At 67.7% G+C, this 14,096-nt stretch carries 14 protein-coding genes; 11 read left to right on the plus strand and 3 right to left on the minus strand.

Translation table 11 applies throughout. The features are described 5' to 3' along the window. The gene (locus AZH51_RS10760; RefSeq protein ID WP_291524078.1) at positions 1–417 is read left to right on the plus strand and encodes an FKBP-type peptidyl-prolyl cis-trans isomerase; all 417 of its coding nucleotides are present in this window, start codon (positions 1–3) and stop codon (positions 415–417) included. Between the two features lie 104 nt (positions 418–521). On the opposite strand, the gene AZH51_RS10765 is transcribed toward AZH51_RS10760, so the two are convergent. Beyond that, positions 522–1,601 carry a DUF3866 family protein gene (locus tag AZH51_RS10765; protein ID WP_291524080.1) on the minus strand — a complete coding sequence of 360 codons (1,080 nt, stop codon included), beginning with the start codon at positions 1,599–1,601 and terminating at the stop codon, positions 522–524. Positions 1,602–1,655: 54 nt separating this feature from the next. Between AZH51_RS10765 and AZH51_RS10770 the strand changes: the two genes are divergently transcribed. The 6 genes from AZH51_RS10770 to AZH51_RS10795 are packed head-to-tail and all read left to right on the plus strand — an operon-like array spanning position 1,656 to position 8,220. Then, positions 1,656–2,648, plus strand: a complete 993-nt coding sequence (locus AZH51_RS10770) for a YafY family protein (RefSeq protein ID WP_291524082.1) — start codon at positions 1,656–1,658, stop codon at positions 2,646–2,648. After that, positions 2,648–3,616 (plus strand): YafY family protein, encoded by a 969-nt coding sequence (locus AZH51_RS10775; protein WP_291524084.1) that lies wholly within the window; start codon positions 2,648–2,650, stop codon positions 3,614–3,616. The genes AZH51_RS10770 and AZH51_RS10775 overlap by 1 nt, the downstream gene beginning before the upstream one ends. A 51-nt stretch (positions 3,617–3,667) precedes the next feature. After that, entirely contained in the window at positions 3,668–4,000 is a 333-nt protein-coding gene (gene tatA, locus AZH51_RS10780; protein ID WP_291524086.1) for a Sec-independent protein translocase subunit TatA, read from the plus strand. Between the two features lie 45 nt (positions 4,001–4,045). Next, positions 4,046–4,882, plus strand: a complete 837-nt coding sequence (gene tatC / locus AZH51_RS10785) for a twin-arginine translocase subunit TatC (protein WP_291524089.1) — start codon at positions 4,046–4,048, stop codon at positions 4,880–4,882. Between the two features lie 9 nt (positions 4,883–4,891). Continuing rightward, a complete protein-coding gene (locus AZH51_RS10790) occupies positions 4,892–7,681 on the plus strand; it encodes a DEAD/DEAH box helicase (protein ID WP_291524091.1) in 2,790 nt (929 codons plus the stop codon). A gap of 14 nt (positions 7,682–7,695) precedes the next feature. Beyond that, a complete protein-coding gene (locus tag AZH51_RS10795) occupies positions 7,696–8,220 on the plus strand; it encodes a PH domain-containing protein (protein WP_291524093.1) in 525 nt (174 codons plus the stop codon). Here AZH51_RS10795 and AZH51_RS10800 read toward each other — a convergent pair. Further along, positions 8,217–9,119 (minus strand): 5'-3' exonuclease H3TH domain-containing protein, encoded by a 903-nt coding sequence (locus AZH51_RS10800; protein ID WP_291524291.1) that lies wholly within the window; start codon positions 9,117–9,119, stop codon positions 8,217–8,219. The genes AZH51_RS10795 and AZH51_RS10800 overlap by 4 nt on opposite strands. A gap of 70 nt (positions 9,120–9,189) precedes the next feature. On the opposite strand from AZH51_RS10800, the gene AZH51_RS10805 reads away from it, so the two are divergent. Both AZH51_RS10805 and AZH51_RS10810 read left to right on the plus strand, forming a co-directional pair. Next, on the plus strand, positions 9,190–9,663 hold the full coding sequence (locus AZH51_RS10805) for an Lrp/AsnC family transcriptional regulator (protein ID WP_291524095.1): 474 nt from the start codon (positions 9,190–9,192) through the stop codon (positions 9,661–9,663). Positions 9,664–9,673: 10 nt separating this feature from the next. Continuing rightward, the gene (locus AZH51_RS10810; protein ID WP_291524097.1) at positions 9,674–10,846 is read left to right on the plus strand and encodes a nucleotide sugar dehydrogenase; all 1,173 of its coding nucleotides are present in this window, start codon (positions 9,674–9,676) and stop codon (positions 10,844–10,846) included. Positions 10,847–10,903: 57 nt separating this feature from the next. On the opposite strand, the gene ybaK is transcribed toward AZH51_RS10810, so the two are convergent. Beyond that, positions 10,904–11,374 (minus strand): Cys-tRNA(Pro) deacylase, encoded by a 471-nt coding sequence (gene ybaK, locus AZH51_RS10815; RefSeq protein WP_291524099.1) that lies wholly within the window; start codon positions 11,372–11,374, stop codon positions 10,904–10,906. Positions 11,375–11,688: 314 nt separating this feature from the next. On the opposite strand from ybaK, the gene lnt reads away from it, so the two are divergent. Continuing rightward, positions 11,689–13,272 (plus strand): apolipoprotein N-acyltransferase, encoded by a 1,584-nt coding sequence (gene lnt, locus AZH51_RS10820; protein WP_291524101.1) that lies wholly within the window; start codon positions 11,689–11,691, stop codon positions 13,270–13,272. Then, a complete protein-coding gene (locus tag AZH51_RS10825; RefSeq protein WP_291524103.1) occupies positions 13,269–14,021 on the plus strand; it encodes a polyprenol monophosphomannose synthase in 753 nt (250 codons plus the stop codon). The genes lnt and AZH51_RS10825 overlap by 4 nt, the downstream gene beginning before the upstream one ends. Positions 14,022–14,096: the final 75 nt, after the last annotated feature.

The following is a 14,096-nucleotide window of genomic DNA, read 5'->3' on the forward strand; positions in this document are numbered from 1 at the left end:
ATGGCCCACGACCCGAACGTCAAACCGGAGATCGACTTCCCCGGGGACGAGCCGCCGACCGATCTGGTCATCGAGGACATCACCGTCGGTGACGGCCGCGAAGCACAGGCCGGCGACACGATCCAGGCGCACTACGTCGGTGTCGCCTGGTCCACCGGTGAGGAGTTCGACTCCTCCTGGAACAGGGGCGCGCCGCTGCGCTTCCAGGTGGGCGTCGGTCAGGTCATCCAGGGCTGGGACACCGGCATCCTGGGGATGAAGGTGGGCGGGCGGCGCAAGCTGACCATCCCTGCCGACCTGGCGTACGGCGATCGCGGGGCTGGCAACGCCATCGGCCCGGGCGAGACCCTGATCTTCGTGGTCGACCTGGTCAGCGCCGACAAGCCCGGTGCGGGATCGGCCTTCGGTCTGCGCTGAGCCTCAGCACTTTTGGAACGGGATGCACGCGAAACAGCTGGTTTCGGGTGCATCCCGTTCCAAATGTTGGGGGTCAAATGTGCGGGGGCAACGGTCGGCGCAGGCTACAGCAGGCTGGCGACGTGCTTGCCCGCCGCAGCAGCGACCAGGAACGCGGCTTCGTCCTGCGCGAGTCCGCGGCCCATGGACTGCATCAGCACCGGCGCCTCGTCGAGGACCGCGCGCATATCGGTGACATCGACGTCGACCCGGCGCAGCCGGCCGTCGGTGCTGGCGATGAGTTCGTCGACCTGCTCCGACAGCGACCGGCCGAAATCGGAGTCGATGCTGGCGATCGGCACATCGGCGGGGACCAGCGCGACCCGGCCGTACGCCGTACGACTGTGATGGGACAGACCACGGTGGCGGGGTCGCTCGTCAGCCTCCGACACGCGCAGGGCAGCAACGGCACGGCCACCCAGGGTGTGCGCGGCGTTGAGCGTCTCGCCGGCTGAGGTCCCGGAGAACCCCCACCTCGTCCCGGTGCCCAGGTTGCCCGGACCCTGACTGACCACGGCCACGTCAGCGCCCAGCACGAGGCGGGCCGCCAGCAGACCGGTGTGCACGTTGACCGCCTCCAGGGTGCCGCCGAAGGCCTGGCCCACGGTGATCGCGCCGGTCAGCCAGTTGGCCCGGCGCAGTCCGGCGACGTTGCGCGAGAACGCCAGCGGCAACGCACCACCGTCGGTCATCACGTAGACGACCTTCGCGTCCGGCTTCTGCGCGCGCAGCCCGGCGATGATGGCCGGCACCGAGGAATGCAGGTCGGCGGCGATGACCGGCATCCCGTCGATCGAGTCCGCGTCGGCCAGGACCTGGTGATGCGGACTGTCCTGCTCATCGACCCCCAGGACCATGTCCTGCAACGGGGTGTAGCGGGCCTTGACGACGTGGCCCTGGGTGAACGCGGGATCGCTGGGCAACCGGTCGGGTGTGGCGACGACCAGCGCGAGACCTCCGGTGCCCAGACCCTTCTCCAGTGCCGTGACGTTCAGCAGGACCCGGTCGCCGACGTTCGGGCGCCCGGTGAGCGTCACGTAGGCGATCGCCGGCACCAACTCCTGACCCACCCGCGCCTGCACCTGACACGCACCGGACCACAACTCTTCGACCGTCTCAACGGTTCCCTGACGCCACTTGATCACGCACGCAGGGTAGTACGGCGCGTCCGGGGCCCGGGGTGGGATACCGTCGGCGCTGTGAGCGCACCGTCACCGGCCGTCAAGACCGAGCGGCTGCTCAATCTGGTGATCTGCCTGCTCTATACCCGCCGTCCGCTGTCGAAGGCGCGGATCCGCGAGGCGGTCCCGCAGTACGCCCAGACCGCCTCGGACGAGGCGTTCGACCGGATGTTCGAGCGGGACAAGGACGAACTGCGGGAGTTGGGCATTCCGCTGCGCACCGAGCCGCTGGATCCGTTGTTCGACGACGAGCCCGGCTACCGCATCGACCAACGCGACTACGCCCTGCCGCAGATCGCCTTCGAACCGGATGAGTTGGCCGTTCTGAGCCTGGCCAGCCGCACCTGGCAGCAGGCCAGTCTGGCCGGTCCGGCTGCGTCCGCCCTGCGCAAACTCCAGGCCGCGGACGTCGAACGCGACGTGGACTCGATCATCGGTCTGGAACCGCGGGTACGCACCAGCGAACCGGCGTTCGCACCGGTCAAGGACGCCGTGCTGGACCGTGTCGCGGTGCGGTTCACCTACCGCCGCCCCGGCGGCGCCGCGACCGAACGCACCGTCCAGCCATGGTCGGTCGTCAACCATCTCGGGCGCTGGTACGTCGCGGGTTTCGATCTGGACCGTCAGGCGCCCCGCGTCTTCCGGCTGAGCCGCATCGAGGGCGCCGTGCGGCGTACCGGCACACCGGGGGAGTACCAGATCCCGCCGCACGACGCGATCGCGATGATCTCCGGGACGGACGGCCCGCAGGTGAGCAGCCACGCCCGGGTCCTGGCCCGTCCGGGATCGGCGCACGCGCTGCGCCGGCGGGCCGTCGCAACGAGCGAGGGTCCGGAAGGGTGGAACGAACTGACGTTGGAGTACGGCGACGCGGAGACCTTCGCCGAGGAACTCGCCGGGTTCGGCCCGGTCGTGCGGGCGCTCGAACCCCCCGAGGTCGTCCAGGGCGTCGTACGTCGATTGCAGGCTGCTCTTGATGCCAACCAGCCAGCCGAGCAGGAAGGTGCCTGATGGCTGCAGAGTCCGCGACCCAACGGCTGGGTCGCTTGTTGCAACTGGTGCCCTGGCTGGTCAACCGGCAGGGCATCGACATCGAACAGGCCGCCGCCGAGTTCGGCGTCAGCCGGGCGCAGATCGAATCCGATCTGGAGTTGCTCTTCATGTGCGGGACACCGGGGCACATGCCCGACGACCTGATCGAAGCCGAATGGGAGCAGGGCCGGGTGTTCCTGCGCAACGCCGACACCATCGCCCGGCCGCTGCGCCTTGGTGTCGACGAGGCGCTGGCCCTGATCGTCGGTCTGCGCACCCTTGCCGACGTGCCCGGACTGGGCGACCGGGACGCCGTCGACCGGGCCCTGGCGAAACTGGTCGAAGCGACCGGGGACGCCAGTGCTGCTTCGGCGAACGTCCAGGTGCGACTGGCCGACCTGCCCGCCGACCTGTTGACCGACCTGCGCAGCGCGGTGCGAGACCACCGCCGGGTACACCTGCGGTATCTGGTCGCCTCGCGCGATGAGACCACCGAGCGCGACGTCGATCCGATGCGGGTCCTGTCGATCGACGGGCACTGGTATCTCGAGGGCTGGTGCCACCGGGCCCAGGACCAGCGGCTGTTCCGCCTGGACCGTGTCGAGGCATGGCAGGTGCTCGACCTGGACGGCACCCCGCCACCGGATGCCGCGCCGCGGGATGTGGCCAGCTTCAACGCCGAGGTCTTCACCAGCGGTCCGGAGGACCTTCTGGTAACTCTGGAGCTTCAACCACACGCCGCCTGGGTCGCCGACTACTACCCGGTCGAGTCGGTTCGGGTGATGCCCGGCGGGTCGGTGCGTGTGACGTTGCGTACGGCGGACCTCACCTGGCTGCGGCAATTGGTCTGGCGGCTCAGTGGAGCGGCCGAGGTGATCGAACCGGAGCAGTTACGGCAGCAGGTTGCAGGCGGCGCCCGCGACGCACTTTCGGCCTATGTAACGTAGGCTGGCCGAAGACCGTAACCGCAGTCACACATCGAGGAGCACAACACCACCATGGGTCTCAAGGGTCTGTTCGATGGATGGCACATCGTCATCATCATCCTTCTGCTGGTCGTGGTGTTCGGTTGGAAACGCCTGCCCGACGCCGCTCGTAGCCTCGGTCGTTCGGCGCGGATCCTGAAGAGCGAGATCGGTGACATGAAGGACGAGGGCAAGAGCCCCGGCGCCGGCACGACTGTCCCCGGCGAGACGGTCCCACCGCAGCAGACCGGCAGCACCGTGCCCGGTGAAGCACCGGTGCAGCAGCCGCCGGTCCAGAGCTACCCCCAGCAGCCGGTGCAACAGCAGCCCTCGGCCTCCAACCCCGATCGCGGCACCGGCGCCTGACCGCAATCGCTTGACTGCGCTCACCACTGACGTACCCGGGCACCGATGGCCGTACTGACGCGTAAGAACAATCCGGAAGCCCGGATGTCGTTGGGGGACCACTTCAAGGAGTTCCGTAACCGCACCCTCATCGCGGTCCTCGCGATCTGTATCGCAGGCATCATTGCCTGGCTGAAGTACGACGTGCAGCAGGCCGACGGAACCCACGTCGGCATCTGGCCGTGGCTACAGCGACCGATCCTGGAAGTGGCGGCGAGGCATCCCGGACAGGAGATCGCGCCGAACTTCACCTCCATGACGGACGCGTTCGGCGTGAAGCTAAAGGTGTCGTTGTGGGCCGGGCTGATCATCTCCAGTCCGGTGTGGCTGTGGGAGATCTGGGCGTTCCTGGCCCCCGGCCTCACCGGCAAGGAGAAGAAGGTCGGCGTCGCGTTCATCTTCACCGCGGTGCCGCTGTTCCTGGCCGGCTGCTGGGTCGCCACCCTGGTCATGCAGAACGCGGTCGGCTTCCTGCTCGGCGTCACGCCCAGCGGTGCGACCAACCTGTTCAGCGCGCAGGAATACCTCACCTTCGTCACCAAGTTCATCCTGGCGTTCGGTTTCGCCTTCCTGCTGCCCGTCTTCCTGGTCGCCCTGAACATGGCGCACGTCTTCCCCGGCCGGATCATGCTCAAGGGCTGGCGGGTCGCGGTCATGGTGATCGGTGTCTTCGCCGCCATGATGAGCCCGACTCCGGACGCCTGGTCGATGCTGGCTCTGATGGCCCCGATGGTGGTGCTGTACTTCGCCGCGTGCGGGATCGCCATGTTCATGGATAAGCGCCGCGGCGCCAACCGCCCCGAGTGGCTGGACGTCCCCGATGACGAACGGTCCTCGCTCTAAAGTGTGTTTGTGAGCGCCGCACAGCCCGACGATCCGGCCAAGCGGTTCGACCGGTCCCACCTGACCCGGTTCACCGAAACCTTTGACTTCGAGCTGGATGACTTCCAGATCCGCGGGTGCACGGCCGTGCAGCAGGGTCGTAGTGTCCTGGTCGCCGCACCCACCGGATCCGGTAAGACCGTTGTCGGCGCGTTCGCGGCGTACCTCGCCCTGCACACCGGCCGTAAGACCTTCTACACGACGCCGATCAAAGCCCTGTCCAACCAGAAGTACAACGAACTGGTCGAGCAGCACGGCGCGGACAAGGTCGGCCTGCTGACCGGCGACTCCTCGATCAACGGCGAAGCGCCGGTGGTGGTGATGACCACCGAGGTGCTGCGCAACATGATCTACGCCCGCTCCAGCACCCTGCTGGACCTCGGCTTCGTGGTGATGGACGAAGTGCACTACCTGGCCGACCGGTTCCGCGGCGCGGTCTGGGAGGAAGTGATCATCCAACTGCCGGCATCGGTCCAGCTGATCTCCTTGTCCGCCACCGTCAGCAACGCGGAGGAGTTCGGCGACTGGCTGCGAGAGGTCCGCGGCGACACCGAGGTCATCGTCGAAGAACACCGTCCGGTGCCGCTGTGGCAGCACATGATGGTCGGCAAGCGCATCATGGACCTTTTCGTCAACGCGAGCGAGAATGCTCGGGTCAATCCTCAACTGCTGCAGGCCATTTCAGCGCAGGAAGCGGAGTCCCGCCATGGCCGGCGCGACGACGCCGGGGGGCCGCGGGGGCGCCGCGGGCAGAACCGCGGAGGACCCAAGGGCCCGGTGCGCGCCGGCCGCCCCGGCCGCGGGCCCAGCCGGCCCGAGGTCATCGAGGCGCTGGACCGTGAGGCGCTGCTACCGGCGATCACCTTCATCTTCAGCCGGGCAGGTTGCGACGCAGCGGTCTCGCAGTGTCTGGCGTGGGGCACCCGGCTGATCCCACCGGAGCAGGGCGAACGCATCCGACAGCGGGTGCAGGAGCGCGTCACCTCGATCCCTGAGGAGGATCTGGTCGTCCTGGGTTACTGGGACTTCCTGGAGGGGCTGACCCGCGGGTTCGCCGCCCACCACGCAGGCATGTTGCCGACGTTCCGCGAGATCGTCGAGGAGTTGTTCACCAGCGGCGACCTGCGCGCGGTGTTCGCCACCGAGACGCTTGCGCTGGGGATCAACATGCCTGCCCGCAGCGTGGTGCTCGAACGGCTGGTGAAGTTCAACGGTGAGACCCACGCGGATATCACGCCGGCCGAGTACACCCAGCTCACCGGCCGGGCGGGTCGTCGCGGCATCGACATCGAGGGACACGCAGTCGTTTTGTGGCAGCGAGGTGTCGACCCCGCCGAAGTGGCCGGCCTGGCCTCCACCCGCACCTACACGTTGCGCTCCTCCTTCGTCCCTACCGCGAACATGGCCGTCAACCTGGTGGGCCAGGTCGGCCGGCAGCGCGCCACCGCCGTGCTGGAGGCTTCTTTCGCGCAGTTCCAGGCCGACCGGTCCGTCGTGGGTGTGGCCCGCTCGATCCAGCGCAACAAAGAGGCGTTGGAGGGTTACAGCGACGCGATGCGTTGCCACCTGGGCGATTTCGAGGAGTACGCCGGCCTGCGACGGCACCTGAGCGATCTGGAGAAGCAGGCTCGCAAAGCCCGCCTCGCCTCCGAGCACGCCGCCACCCAGGTGTCGCTGGATGATCTGAAACCCGGTGACGTGATCCACCTCGCCGAGGGCCGCAGGGCCGGCCTGGGCATCGTGATCACCCCGCACCGGCCGGGAAAGGCGTCCTCGCCGGTGCCGACCGTCCTCACCCAGGACGCGCAGGTACGCCGCCTGGAACCATCCGATGTCAACGGACCGGTGCGTCCCATCGCCCACATCCCGCTGCCCAGGCAGTTCAACCCGCGCAACCCGAAGTCGCGTCGCGACCTGGCAGCGACCGTGCGCGCGAAGGCCGGTCGCGACGTCCCGACGCAGCGGGAGATCAGCCAGGCCGCCGATGAGGCGCAGGAGGCCCGGGAAGCCCAGCGATCGGCGTACGACGAGCAGATCGACTCGCTGCGGGCGCAGATCAGGGAGCATCCCTGCCACAGCTGCCCCTACCGCGAGCAGCACGCGCGCTGGTCCCAGCGGTGGTGGCAGTTGGAGCGCGAGACCGAAGGTCTGCAACGCAAGGTCGACCGCCGCACGCACACCGTGGCGCGCACCTTCGAGCGGATCTGCGACCTGCTGGCCGGTCTGGGATACCTCGATCCGACCGGTACGACGGTCACTGACCAGGGCCAGGTGCTCGCCCGGATCTATGCCGAGAAGGATCTGCTGGTCGCGGAGTGCCTGCGCCAGGGCACCTGGCGACAGTTGGACGCTGCGTCGTTGGCTGCGATCGTGAGCGCGCTGATCTACGAGCCGCGCGGTGACTCGGCGGGGGAGCCGCCGAAGATCCCCAACGCCGACGTGCGGGACGCGTTGGAGGACCTGCGGGATATGTGGGCCGGCCTGGTCGCCCGCCAGCAGGAGGCCGGCGTGCCGCAGATGGGTGAGCCCGACGGTGGGCTCGCGTGGAGTGTCCATCGGTGGGCCAGTGGCGCACGGTTGGAGACGGTCCTGCGGGACGGGTCACTGACGGCCGGTGACTTCGTGCGGCGCTGCAAACAACTGGTCGATCTGCTGGGTCAGATCAAGGACGCCGCACCCGATGAGGGGCTGCGCCGGACCGCGGATCGGGCCGTCGACGCCATCCTGCGCGGCGTCGTGGCCGCCGACCGGCTCGACTGATCGGGATTGCGCGCATGGTCTTCACCCGCGAGGAACTGACCCAGGGCGAGTACGTCGTGGCCTCCCTTCGCACGCACAGCAAGGAGATCTGGGGCTCGCTGCTGATCCTGTTGGTCACGCTGGTCCTGCTGGCGATCGGGCTGTTCTACCTGCACGACCGGGGACTCGTGGTGGTGCTCACGCTGCTCGTCACCGCAGGAGTCGTGATCGTCATCTGGGTGCTTCGGCCCGTATTGCGTTGGTACAGCACACATTTCGTCGTCACGAACAAACGAATCATCACCCGCCACGGGGTTCTGTCGAAGACCGGCCGGGACATTCCGCTCTACCGGATCAACGATGTGTCCTCCCACCAGGGAGTGCTCGATCGCCTTCTCGGCTGCGGCACCTTGGTCATCTCCGACGCCTCGCAGCAGGCCGGGCTGTCCTTCCGGGACATCCCGCAGGTCAAGAAGGTCCAGGTGGAGATCACCCAGTTGCTGCTCGACCTGCACGATGGCAGCGATGACGACGGGACGCAGTTGGACGACGGTCGCTAGATCCCCAGCGCAGTGCGCAACCGGCTGACCGGGTTGCCGACCCGGTAGACGTCGATGAGTTCGGCCAACCGCTGCGGATCGGCGACGGCCGTGGGCAGCGAGGGGTCGAGGTCCGCCGGTAGGGGTGCATCCCGGGCGACCTGCACCACCTCGGGCGCGGCGTCCAGGTAGTCGCTGGCGGCGAGCAGTTTGCTGCGTTGGGAGGGCGTGAAGCCGCCATCCCCGTCAGCCAGCGCGGCCCGCAAAGTGGCCAGATCGCCGTACCTGCCGATCAACGTGGCGGCGGTCTTCTCACCGACACCGGCTACCCCCGGGAGTCCGTCACTGGTGTCACCGCGCAGGGTCGCCAGGTCGGCGTACTGAGCGCCGGTGCGCACGCCGTACCGCTCGAACAGCGCGGCCTGGTCAATGATGTCCGGTGCCCGCACGCCACCCTTGGCCGTGTAGAGCACGCGCACACCCGCCGCGTCGTCGACCAGTTGGAACAGGTCGCGGTCCCCGGTCACGATGTCGACCGGACCATCAGCGGCCACGGCCAGGGTGCCGATGACGTCGTCGGCCTCGTAGCCGTCGCTGCCGATCCGGCACAGACCGACGGCGGCCAGCAGGTCCACGATCACCGGCACCTGCGGCGTCAGATCCTCCGGCGACTCTTCCTGCACGTCGCTGCCGGCCGTCAGGCGGTGCGTCTTGTACGTCGGGATCGCGGCCACCCGGAACGCCGGTCGCCAGTCGTTGTCCCAGCACGCCACCAGGTCCGTGGGGTGATGGTCGTTCAGCAGCGTGGCAATCATGTCGGTGAAGCCCCGGATCGCGTTGGTGGGGATGGGCGCGCCGTCCGGGCGAGCAGGAACTCCGAAGAACGCCCGGAAGTAGAGACTGGCCGAGTCGAGAAGCATCAACCGCGATGTCACAAGCCCACTGTGTCAGAAGCCGACCCCGGCTTCGCGAGGCGCTATCTTTCAACACGTGGAAGCGTTCGACCGGCAGATCGTGCAACTCCTGGGCAGCGACGGGCGGTTGAGCTTCACCGACCTGGGCCGGCTGACCGGGATGTCCACCTCAGCGGTGCACCAGCGGGTCCGCCGGCTCGAGGAGCGCGGGGTGATCAAGGGCTACCGGGCCGTCCTCGACTACGAGGCCGCTGACATCCCGCTGACCGCTCTGGTGTCGGTCACCCCGGTGGATCCCGCGGCTCCCGACGATGTGCCGGACCGGTTGCGGCACCTGGAAGAGATCGACTCGTGCTTCTCCGTGGCGGGGGAGGAGAGCTACGTGCTGAAGGTGCGCGTGGCCAGCCCCGGTCGCCTCGAGGAGTTGCTGGCGCGGATCCGGGCGGCGGCCGCGGTGACGACACACACCACGGTGGTGTTGAGCACGCCGTGGGAAGACCGGTGCGTGATGCGGCCCGAAGTGGACCAGCCACCTGCCGACGACAACTAACCTGTCACGCATGGATGCCAAGATCGCTGTCGCCGGTGTGGGATACGTCGGCCTGTCGAACGCCGTGTTGCTCGCCCAACGCAACGACGTCGTCGCACTCGATCTGGATGCGGCCAAAGTGGCTCTGCTGCAGGCGGGTACGAGTCCGATTGCCGATCCCGAGATCGAGCAGTTCCTCCGCGACGAGCCACTGCGGCTGACCTTCACGACCGACCCGCACGAGGCGTACGCCGACGCACAGTTCGTGATCGTGGCCACGCCGACCGACTATGACCCGCAGACCAACTACTTCGATACGCACAGCGTGGAGTCGGTGGTCGCCGAGGTGGCGCGGATCAACCCGGACGCAGTGGTCGTGATCAAGTCCACCGTCCCCGTCGGATACACCGCAGCGCTGCGCGACAGCACCGGCAACCCGAACATCATCTTCTCGCCGGAGTTCCTGCGCGAAGGGAAAGCCCTCTACGACAACCTGCACCCCTCACGGATCGTGGTGGGTGAGGACAGCCCGCGGGGCAAGGAGTTCGCCCAGTTGCTGCTCGAGGGCGCGGTGGACGACGCGCCGGTCCTGTTGATCGACAACACCGAGGCCGAGGCTGTCAAGCTCTTCGCGAACACGTATCTGGCGATGCGGGTCGCGTTCTTCAACGAGTTGGACACCTTCGCGGTGCGTCACGGATTGTCCAGCCGGCAGATCATCGAAGGGGTCAGCCTGGACCCACGGGTGGGTGGGCATTACAACAACCCGTCGTTCGGCTATGGCGGCTATTGCCTGCCCAAGGACACCAAGCAACTGCTGGCCAACTACAACGACGTACCGCAGAACCTCATCGAGGCCATCGTCTCGGCGAATACGACCCGCAAGGACTTCATCGCCACGGAGATCCTGGCCCGGCAACCCAAGGTCGTGGGTATCCACCGGCTGATCATGAAGGCGGGTTCGGACAACTTCCGGGCCAGCAGTGTGCAGGGCGTCATGAAGCGGATCAACGCCAAAGGCGTTCCCATCGTCTTGTTCGAGCCGGAACTCGAGGCGGACGAGTACTTCGGCGCGCCGGTGCTTCGCGACTTCGAGGAGTTCTGCGCACGATCCGATGTCATCGTGGCCAACCGCCTGGTGGAGGAACTGGAGCCGGTGCGCGACAAGGTCTACACGCGCGACCTGTTCGGCAACGACTCCTGAAGGCTCAGGGACTCCTGAAGGCTCAGCGATTCCTGAAGGCTCAGCGACTCGTGAGGTTCACCGCGCGACGGGTGCCACCAACGCGTCCAGAAGCCGGACCAGATCCTGCGGGTCCACCTCGATGTCGAAACCACGGCGGCCGCCGCTGACCAGGATGCTCGGGTAGTCCGTAGCGGACTGGTCCAGCACGGTGGGCAGGCGTCGGCGTTGCCCGAAGGGGCTGATCCCACCCACGACGTAGCCGCTGCTGCGCTGTGCGTCGGTGCTCTCGGCGAGCCCGACCTTCTTGACCCCGAGCGCTGCCGCGACCGCCTTCGTGTCCATCATCGTCGCGACCGGGACCACGACCACGGCCAGCCCGGCCTCGGAGGCGACGACCAGCGTCTTGAACACCCGGTCCGCGGACACGCCCAGCGCGTCCGCGGCCTCCTGACCGTAGTCGGTCACCGACGGATCGTGGTCGTACACGTGCTCGGTGAACGGGATCTTCGCGGCACGCAGAGCGCGCGTGGCAGGAGTAGCGGGCATGCTCTCATTCTGCTGGCCTCGCCGTAGGCGATGGGCAGCGGCGTGTCGGGAGCGACACGCCGGGGAGACGATGAAAATCCAGTCTGTCGTTGCCCGTTGTTCACCTTTCTGACCTGCACCGATGCGCGTTTGCGCAGGCCAGAGGCCGGTTGACAGGACGGCGTCGACGGAGTTTTCTTGCCTGCGTCGGTAGTAGGTCCGACGGCCCATCGCGGTGGGTCTCGGTTGCAGTTCTAGTAGAAAACGTGCGCGCGGACACCGCGCGGCGGCCCCAACGACGCGGCCGAGACCCACCCGCCGACTACGCTGAGGCAGTGCTGCGCCGCCTCCTTCTTGCTGCCGCCTCCGGCGTCGCGCTGTGGGCAGCCTTTCCGACCGTCAACTGGTGGTGGCTGGCGCCCATCGGCGTCGCGGGTCTGGCGCTGGCCTGCTGTGGCGCCCGGGTGCGTGGCGGTCTGCTGATCGGCCTGGTCACCGGTCTGGCGTTCTTCGTACCCGGCCTCGCCTGGTCGGGGATCTACGTCGGCCACGTGCCGTGGTTCGCCCTGGCGATCACCGAGTCGTTGTACTTCGCAGCGATGGCCGGGCTGCTCGCCTGGTTACAGGGACCCACGGGGACGGCCCGGGTCCGGCCCGTGGTGGTCGCCCTGGTCTGGGTGGTCCAGGAGTGGCTGCGCGGAACCGTACCGTTCGGTGGCTTCCCGTGGTTGCAGCTGGCGTGGTCGCAAGCTGACAGTCCGATGTTGCCGATCGCTCGGTTCGCCGGTTCGACCGGTCTGAGCTTCGCGGTCGCCCTGACCGGCGGCCTGCTGGCGGCGATCGTCCATGATCGACGTACGCCGCGCCTGGCCCTGGCCGCCGCGGCCGGTGCGATCGTCCTGGCTCTGGCGCCGCTGGCCGTGACCGTGCCCGTCGACGGGCGGCCCGTGCGGGTGATGGGTATCCAGGGCAACGTCCCGACCGCGGGCCTGGAGTTCAACGCCCAGCGCCGTGCCGTACTGGACAATCACGTCCGCCTCACCGAGAAGGCGGCGCAGGAGGTTGCCGACGGGCAACGGCAGCAACCCGATCTGGTGGTGTGGCCGGAGAACTCCTCCGACATCGACCCGTTGCGCAATGCCGATGCGGCGACGCAGATCGTTCGGGCCGTGAACGCCATCAAGGCGCCGACCATCATCGGCGCCGTCCTGCAGCAGCCCGCACCCAAGGTGTCCAACGCCTCGCTGCTCTACCTGCCGGACAAGGGGCTGGCCCAGACGTACGTCAAGCGCCACCCGGTGCCGTTCGCGGAGTACATCCCCTACCGATCGTTCTTCCGCTTCTTCAGCAAGCAGGTGGACCTCGTGCGCGCCGACTTCGCCGCGGGGGACCAGGTCGGATTGTTCAAGATGCCCACCGCCCGCGGTGTGGTGCCGGTGACCCCGATCATCTGTTTCGAAGTGGCGTACGACGATCTGGTGCGTTCCGGGGTTGACGCCGGGGCCCAGCTGATCGCCGTACAGACCAATAACGCGACGTTCGGCTACAGCGCAGAATCAGCACAGCAACTAGCGATCTCCCGGGTCCGCGCGGTCGAGTTCGGGCGCTCCGTGGTGCACATCTCCACCGTGGGTATCAGCGCGCTGATTACTCCGGACGGGGTGACGCACCAGCGCACGGATCTGTTCACCCCGGCCATTCTGGATGGCACGCTGCCCTTGCGCACCGAGCGGACGGTCGCCGACCGGATCGGAGTCGCCCCGGTGGGACTGGCGGTGGCCGGCACCGTGGTCGCAGTCGTACTCCGGCTGCGCCGGCGAGGGATTACTGGCCCCCCAGGCCCGCCCGGTATGGTGAGCGATCAACCCAGGACGGTAGGAACGCAACCGGCCGTCGACAAGCTTGATCGGACGAAATGACCCCGCACTCCCCATCAGCGACTCTCGTTCTGCTGCCGACCTACAACGAGATCGACAACCTGGCTCGGGTGATGCACCGCATCCGGACAGCTGTCCCGGATGCCGATGTTCTGGTTCTCGATGACGACTCGCCCGACGGCACTGGCAAGCTTGCCGACGAGTTGGCGGCCGAGGATCCGGCGATCACGGTGCTGCACCGCACGGCCAAGGAGGGTTTGGGGGCGGCCTACCTCGCCGGTTTCGAGTGGGGCCTCGAGCGAGGATACGAATTCCTGATCGAGATCGACGCCGATGGCTCCCATCCGCCGGAGGAGCTGCCCGCGATGCTGGCCGAGGCCGCCGACCAGGCTGACCTGGTGATCGGTTCGCGTTATGTGCCCGGAGGAGCCGTGGTCAACTGGCCCGTGCACCGGCAGTTGCTCAGCCGGGTCGGCAACCAGTACGTGCGACTGCTGCTGGGGATGCCGGTTCGCGACGCCACGGCGGGGTACCGCGTCTATCGCGCGGACGCGCTGCGGACGCTCGGCTTGGACACGGTGCAGTCGCAGGGCTACTGCTTCCAGACGGACCTGACCTGGCGTGCGGCCCGGGCCGGACTACAGATCCGCGAACTGCCGATCACCTTCACCGAGCGTGAATACGGTGATTCCAAGATGAGCGGCGATGTCGTTCGCGAGTCGATGCGCTCGATCACCGGCTGGGGTGTGAAGCACCGCGCCCAGCAACTGCGGTCGCTGGTGGGCCGCTGACGGCCGCTGGCGTACTAAAGAAACACCCCAACCAAAGAAATACCCCGATGTGCCGGTGGGCACATCGGGGATTCC

This window comes from Branchiibius sp. NY16-3462-2 (assembly GCF_001594145.1).
In the GTDB taxonomy this organism is placed as follows: domain Bacteria; phylum Actinomycetota; class Actinomycetes; order Actinomycetales; family Dermatophilaceae; genus Branchiibius.

What these genes read in the sequence shown, in the direction of transcription:
- tatA (WP_291524086.1), top strand. Translation starts at nt 3,668, where the DNA reads ATGGGTCTCAAGGGTCTGTTCGATGGATGGCACATCGTCATCATCATC.
- tatC (WP_291524089.1), top strand. Translation starts at nt 4,046, where the DNA reads ATGGCCGTACTGACGCGTAAGAACAATCCGGAAGCCCGGATGTCGTTG.
- AZH51_RS10760 (WP_291524078.1), top strand. Translation starts at nt 1, where the DNA reads ATGGCCCACGACCCGAACGTCAAACCGGAGATCGACTTCCCCGGGGAC.
- ybaK (WP_291524099.1), bottom strand. Translation starts at nt 11,374, where the DNA reads ATGCCCGCTACTCCTGCCACGCGCGCTCTGCGTGCCGCGAAGATCCCG.
- AZH51_RS10810 (WP_291524097.1), top strand. Translation starts at nt 9,674, where the DNA reads ATGGATGCCAAGATCGCTGTCGCCGGTGTGGGATACGTCGGCCTGTCG.
- AZH51_RS10800 (WP_291524291.1), bottom strand. Translation starts at nt 9,119, where the DNA reads ATGCTTCTCGACTCGGCCAGTCTCTACTTCCGGGCGTTCTTCGGAGTT.
- AZH51_RS10775 (WP_291524084.1), top strand. Translation starts at nt 2,648, where the DNA reads ATGGCTGCAGAGTCCGCGACCCAACGGCTGGGTCGCTTGTTGCAACTG.
- AZH51_RS10825 (WP_291524103.1), top strand. Translation starts at nt 13,269, where the DNA reads ATGACCCCGCACTCCCCATCAGCGACTCTCGTTCTGCTGCCGACCTAC.
- AZH51_RS10795 (WP_291524093.1), top strand. Translation starts at nt 7,696, where the DNA reads ATGGTCTTCACCCGCGAGGAACTGACCCAGGGCGAGTACGTCGTGGCC.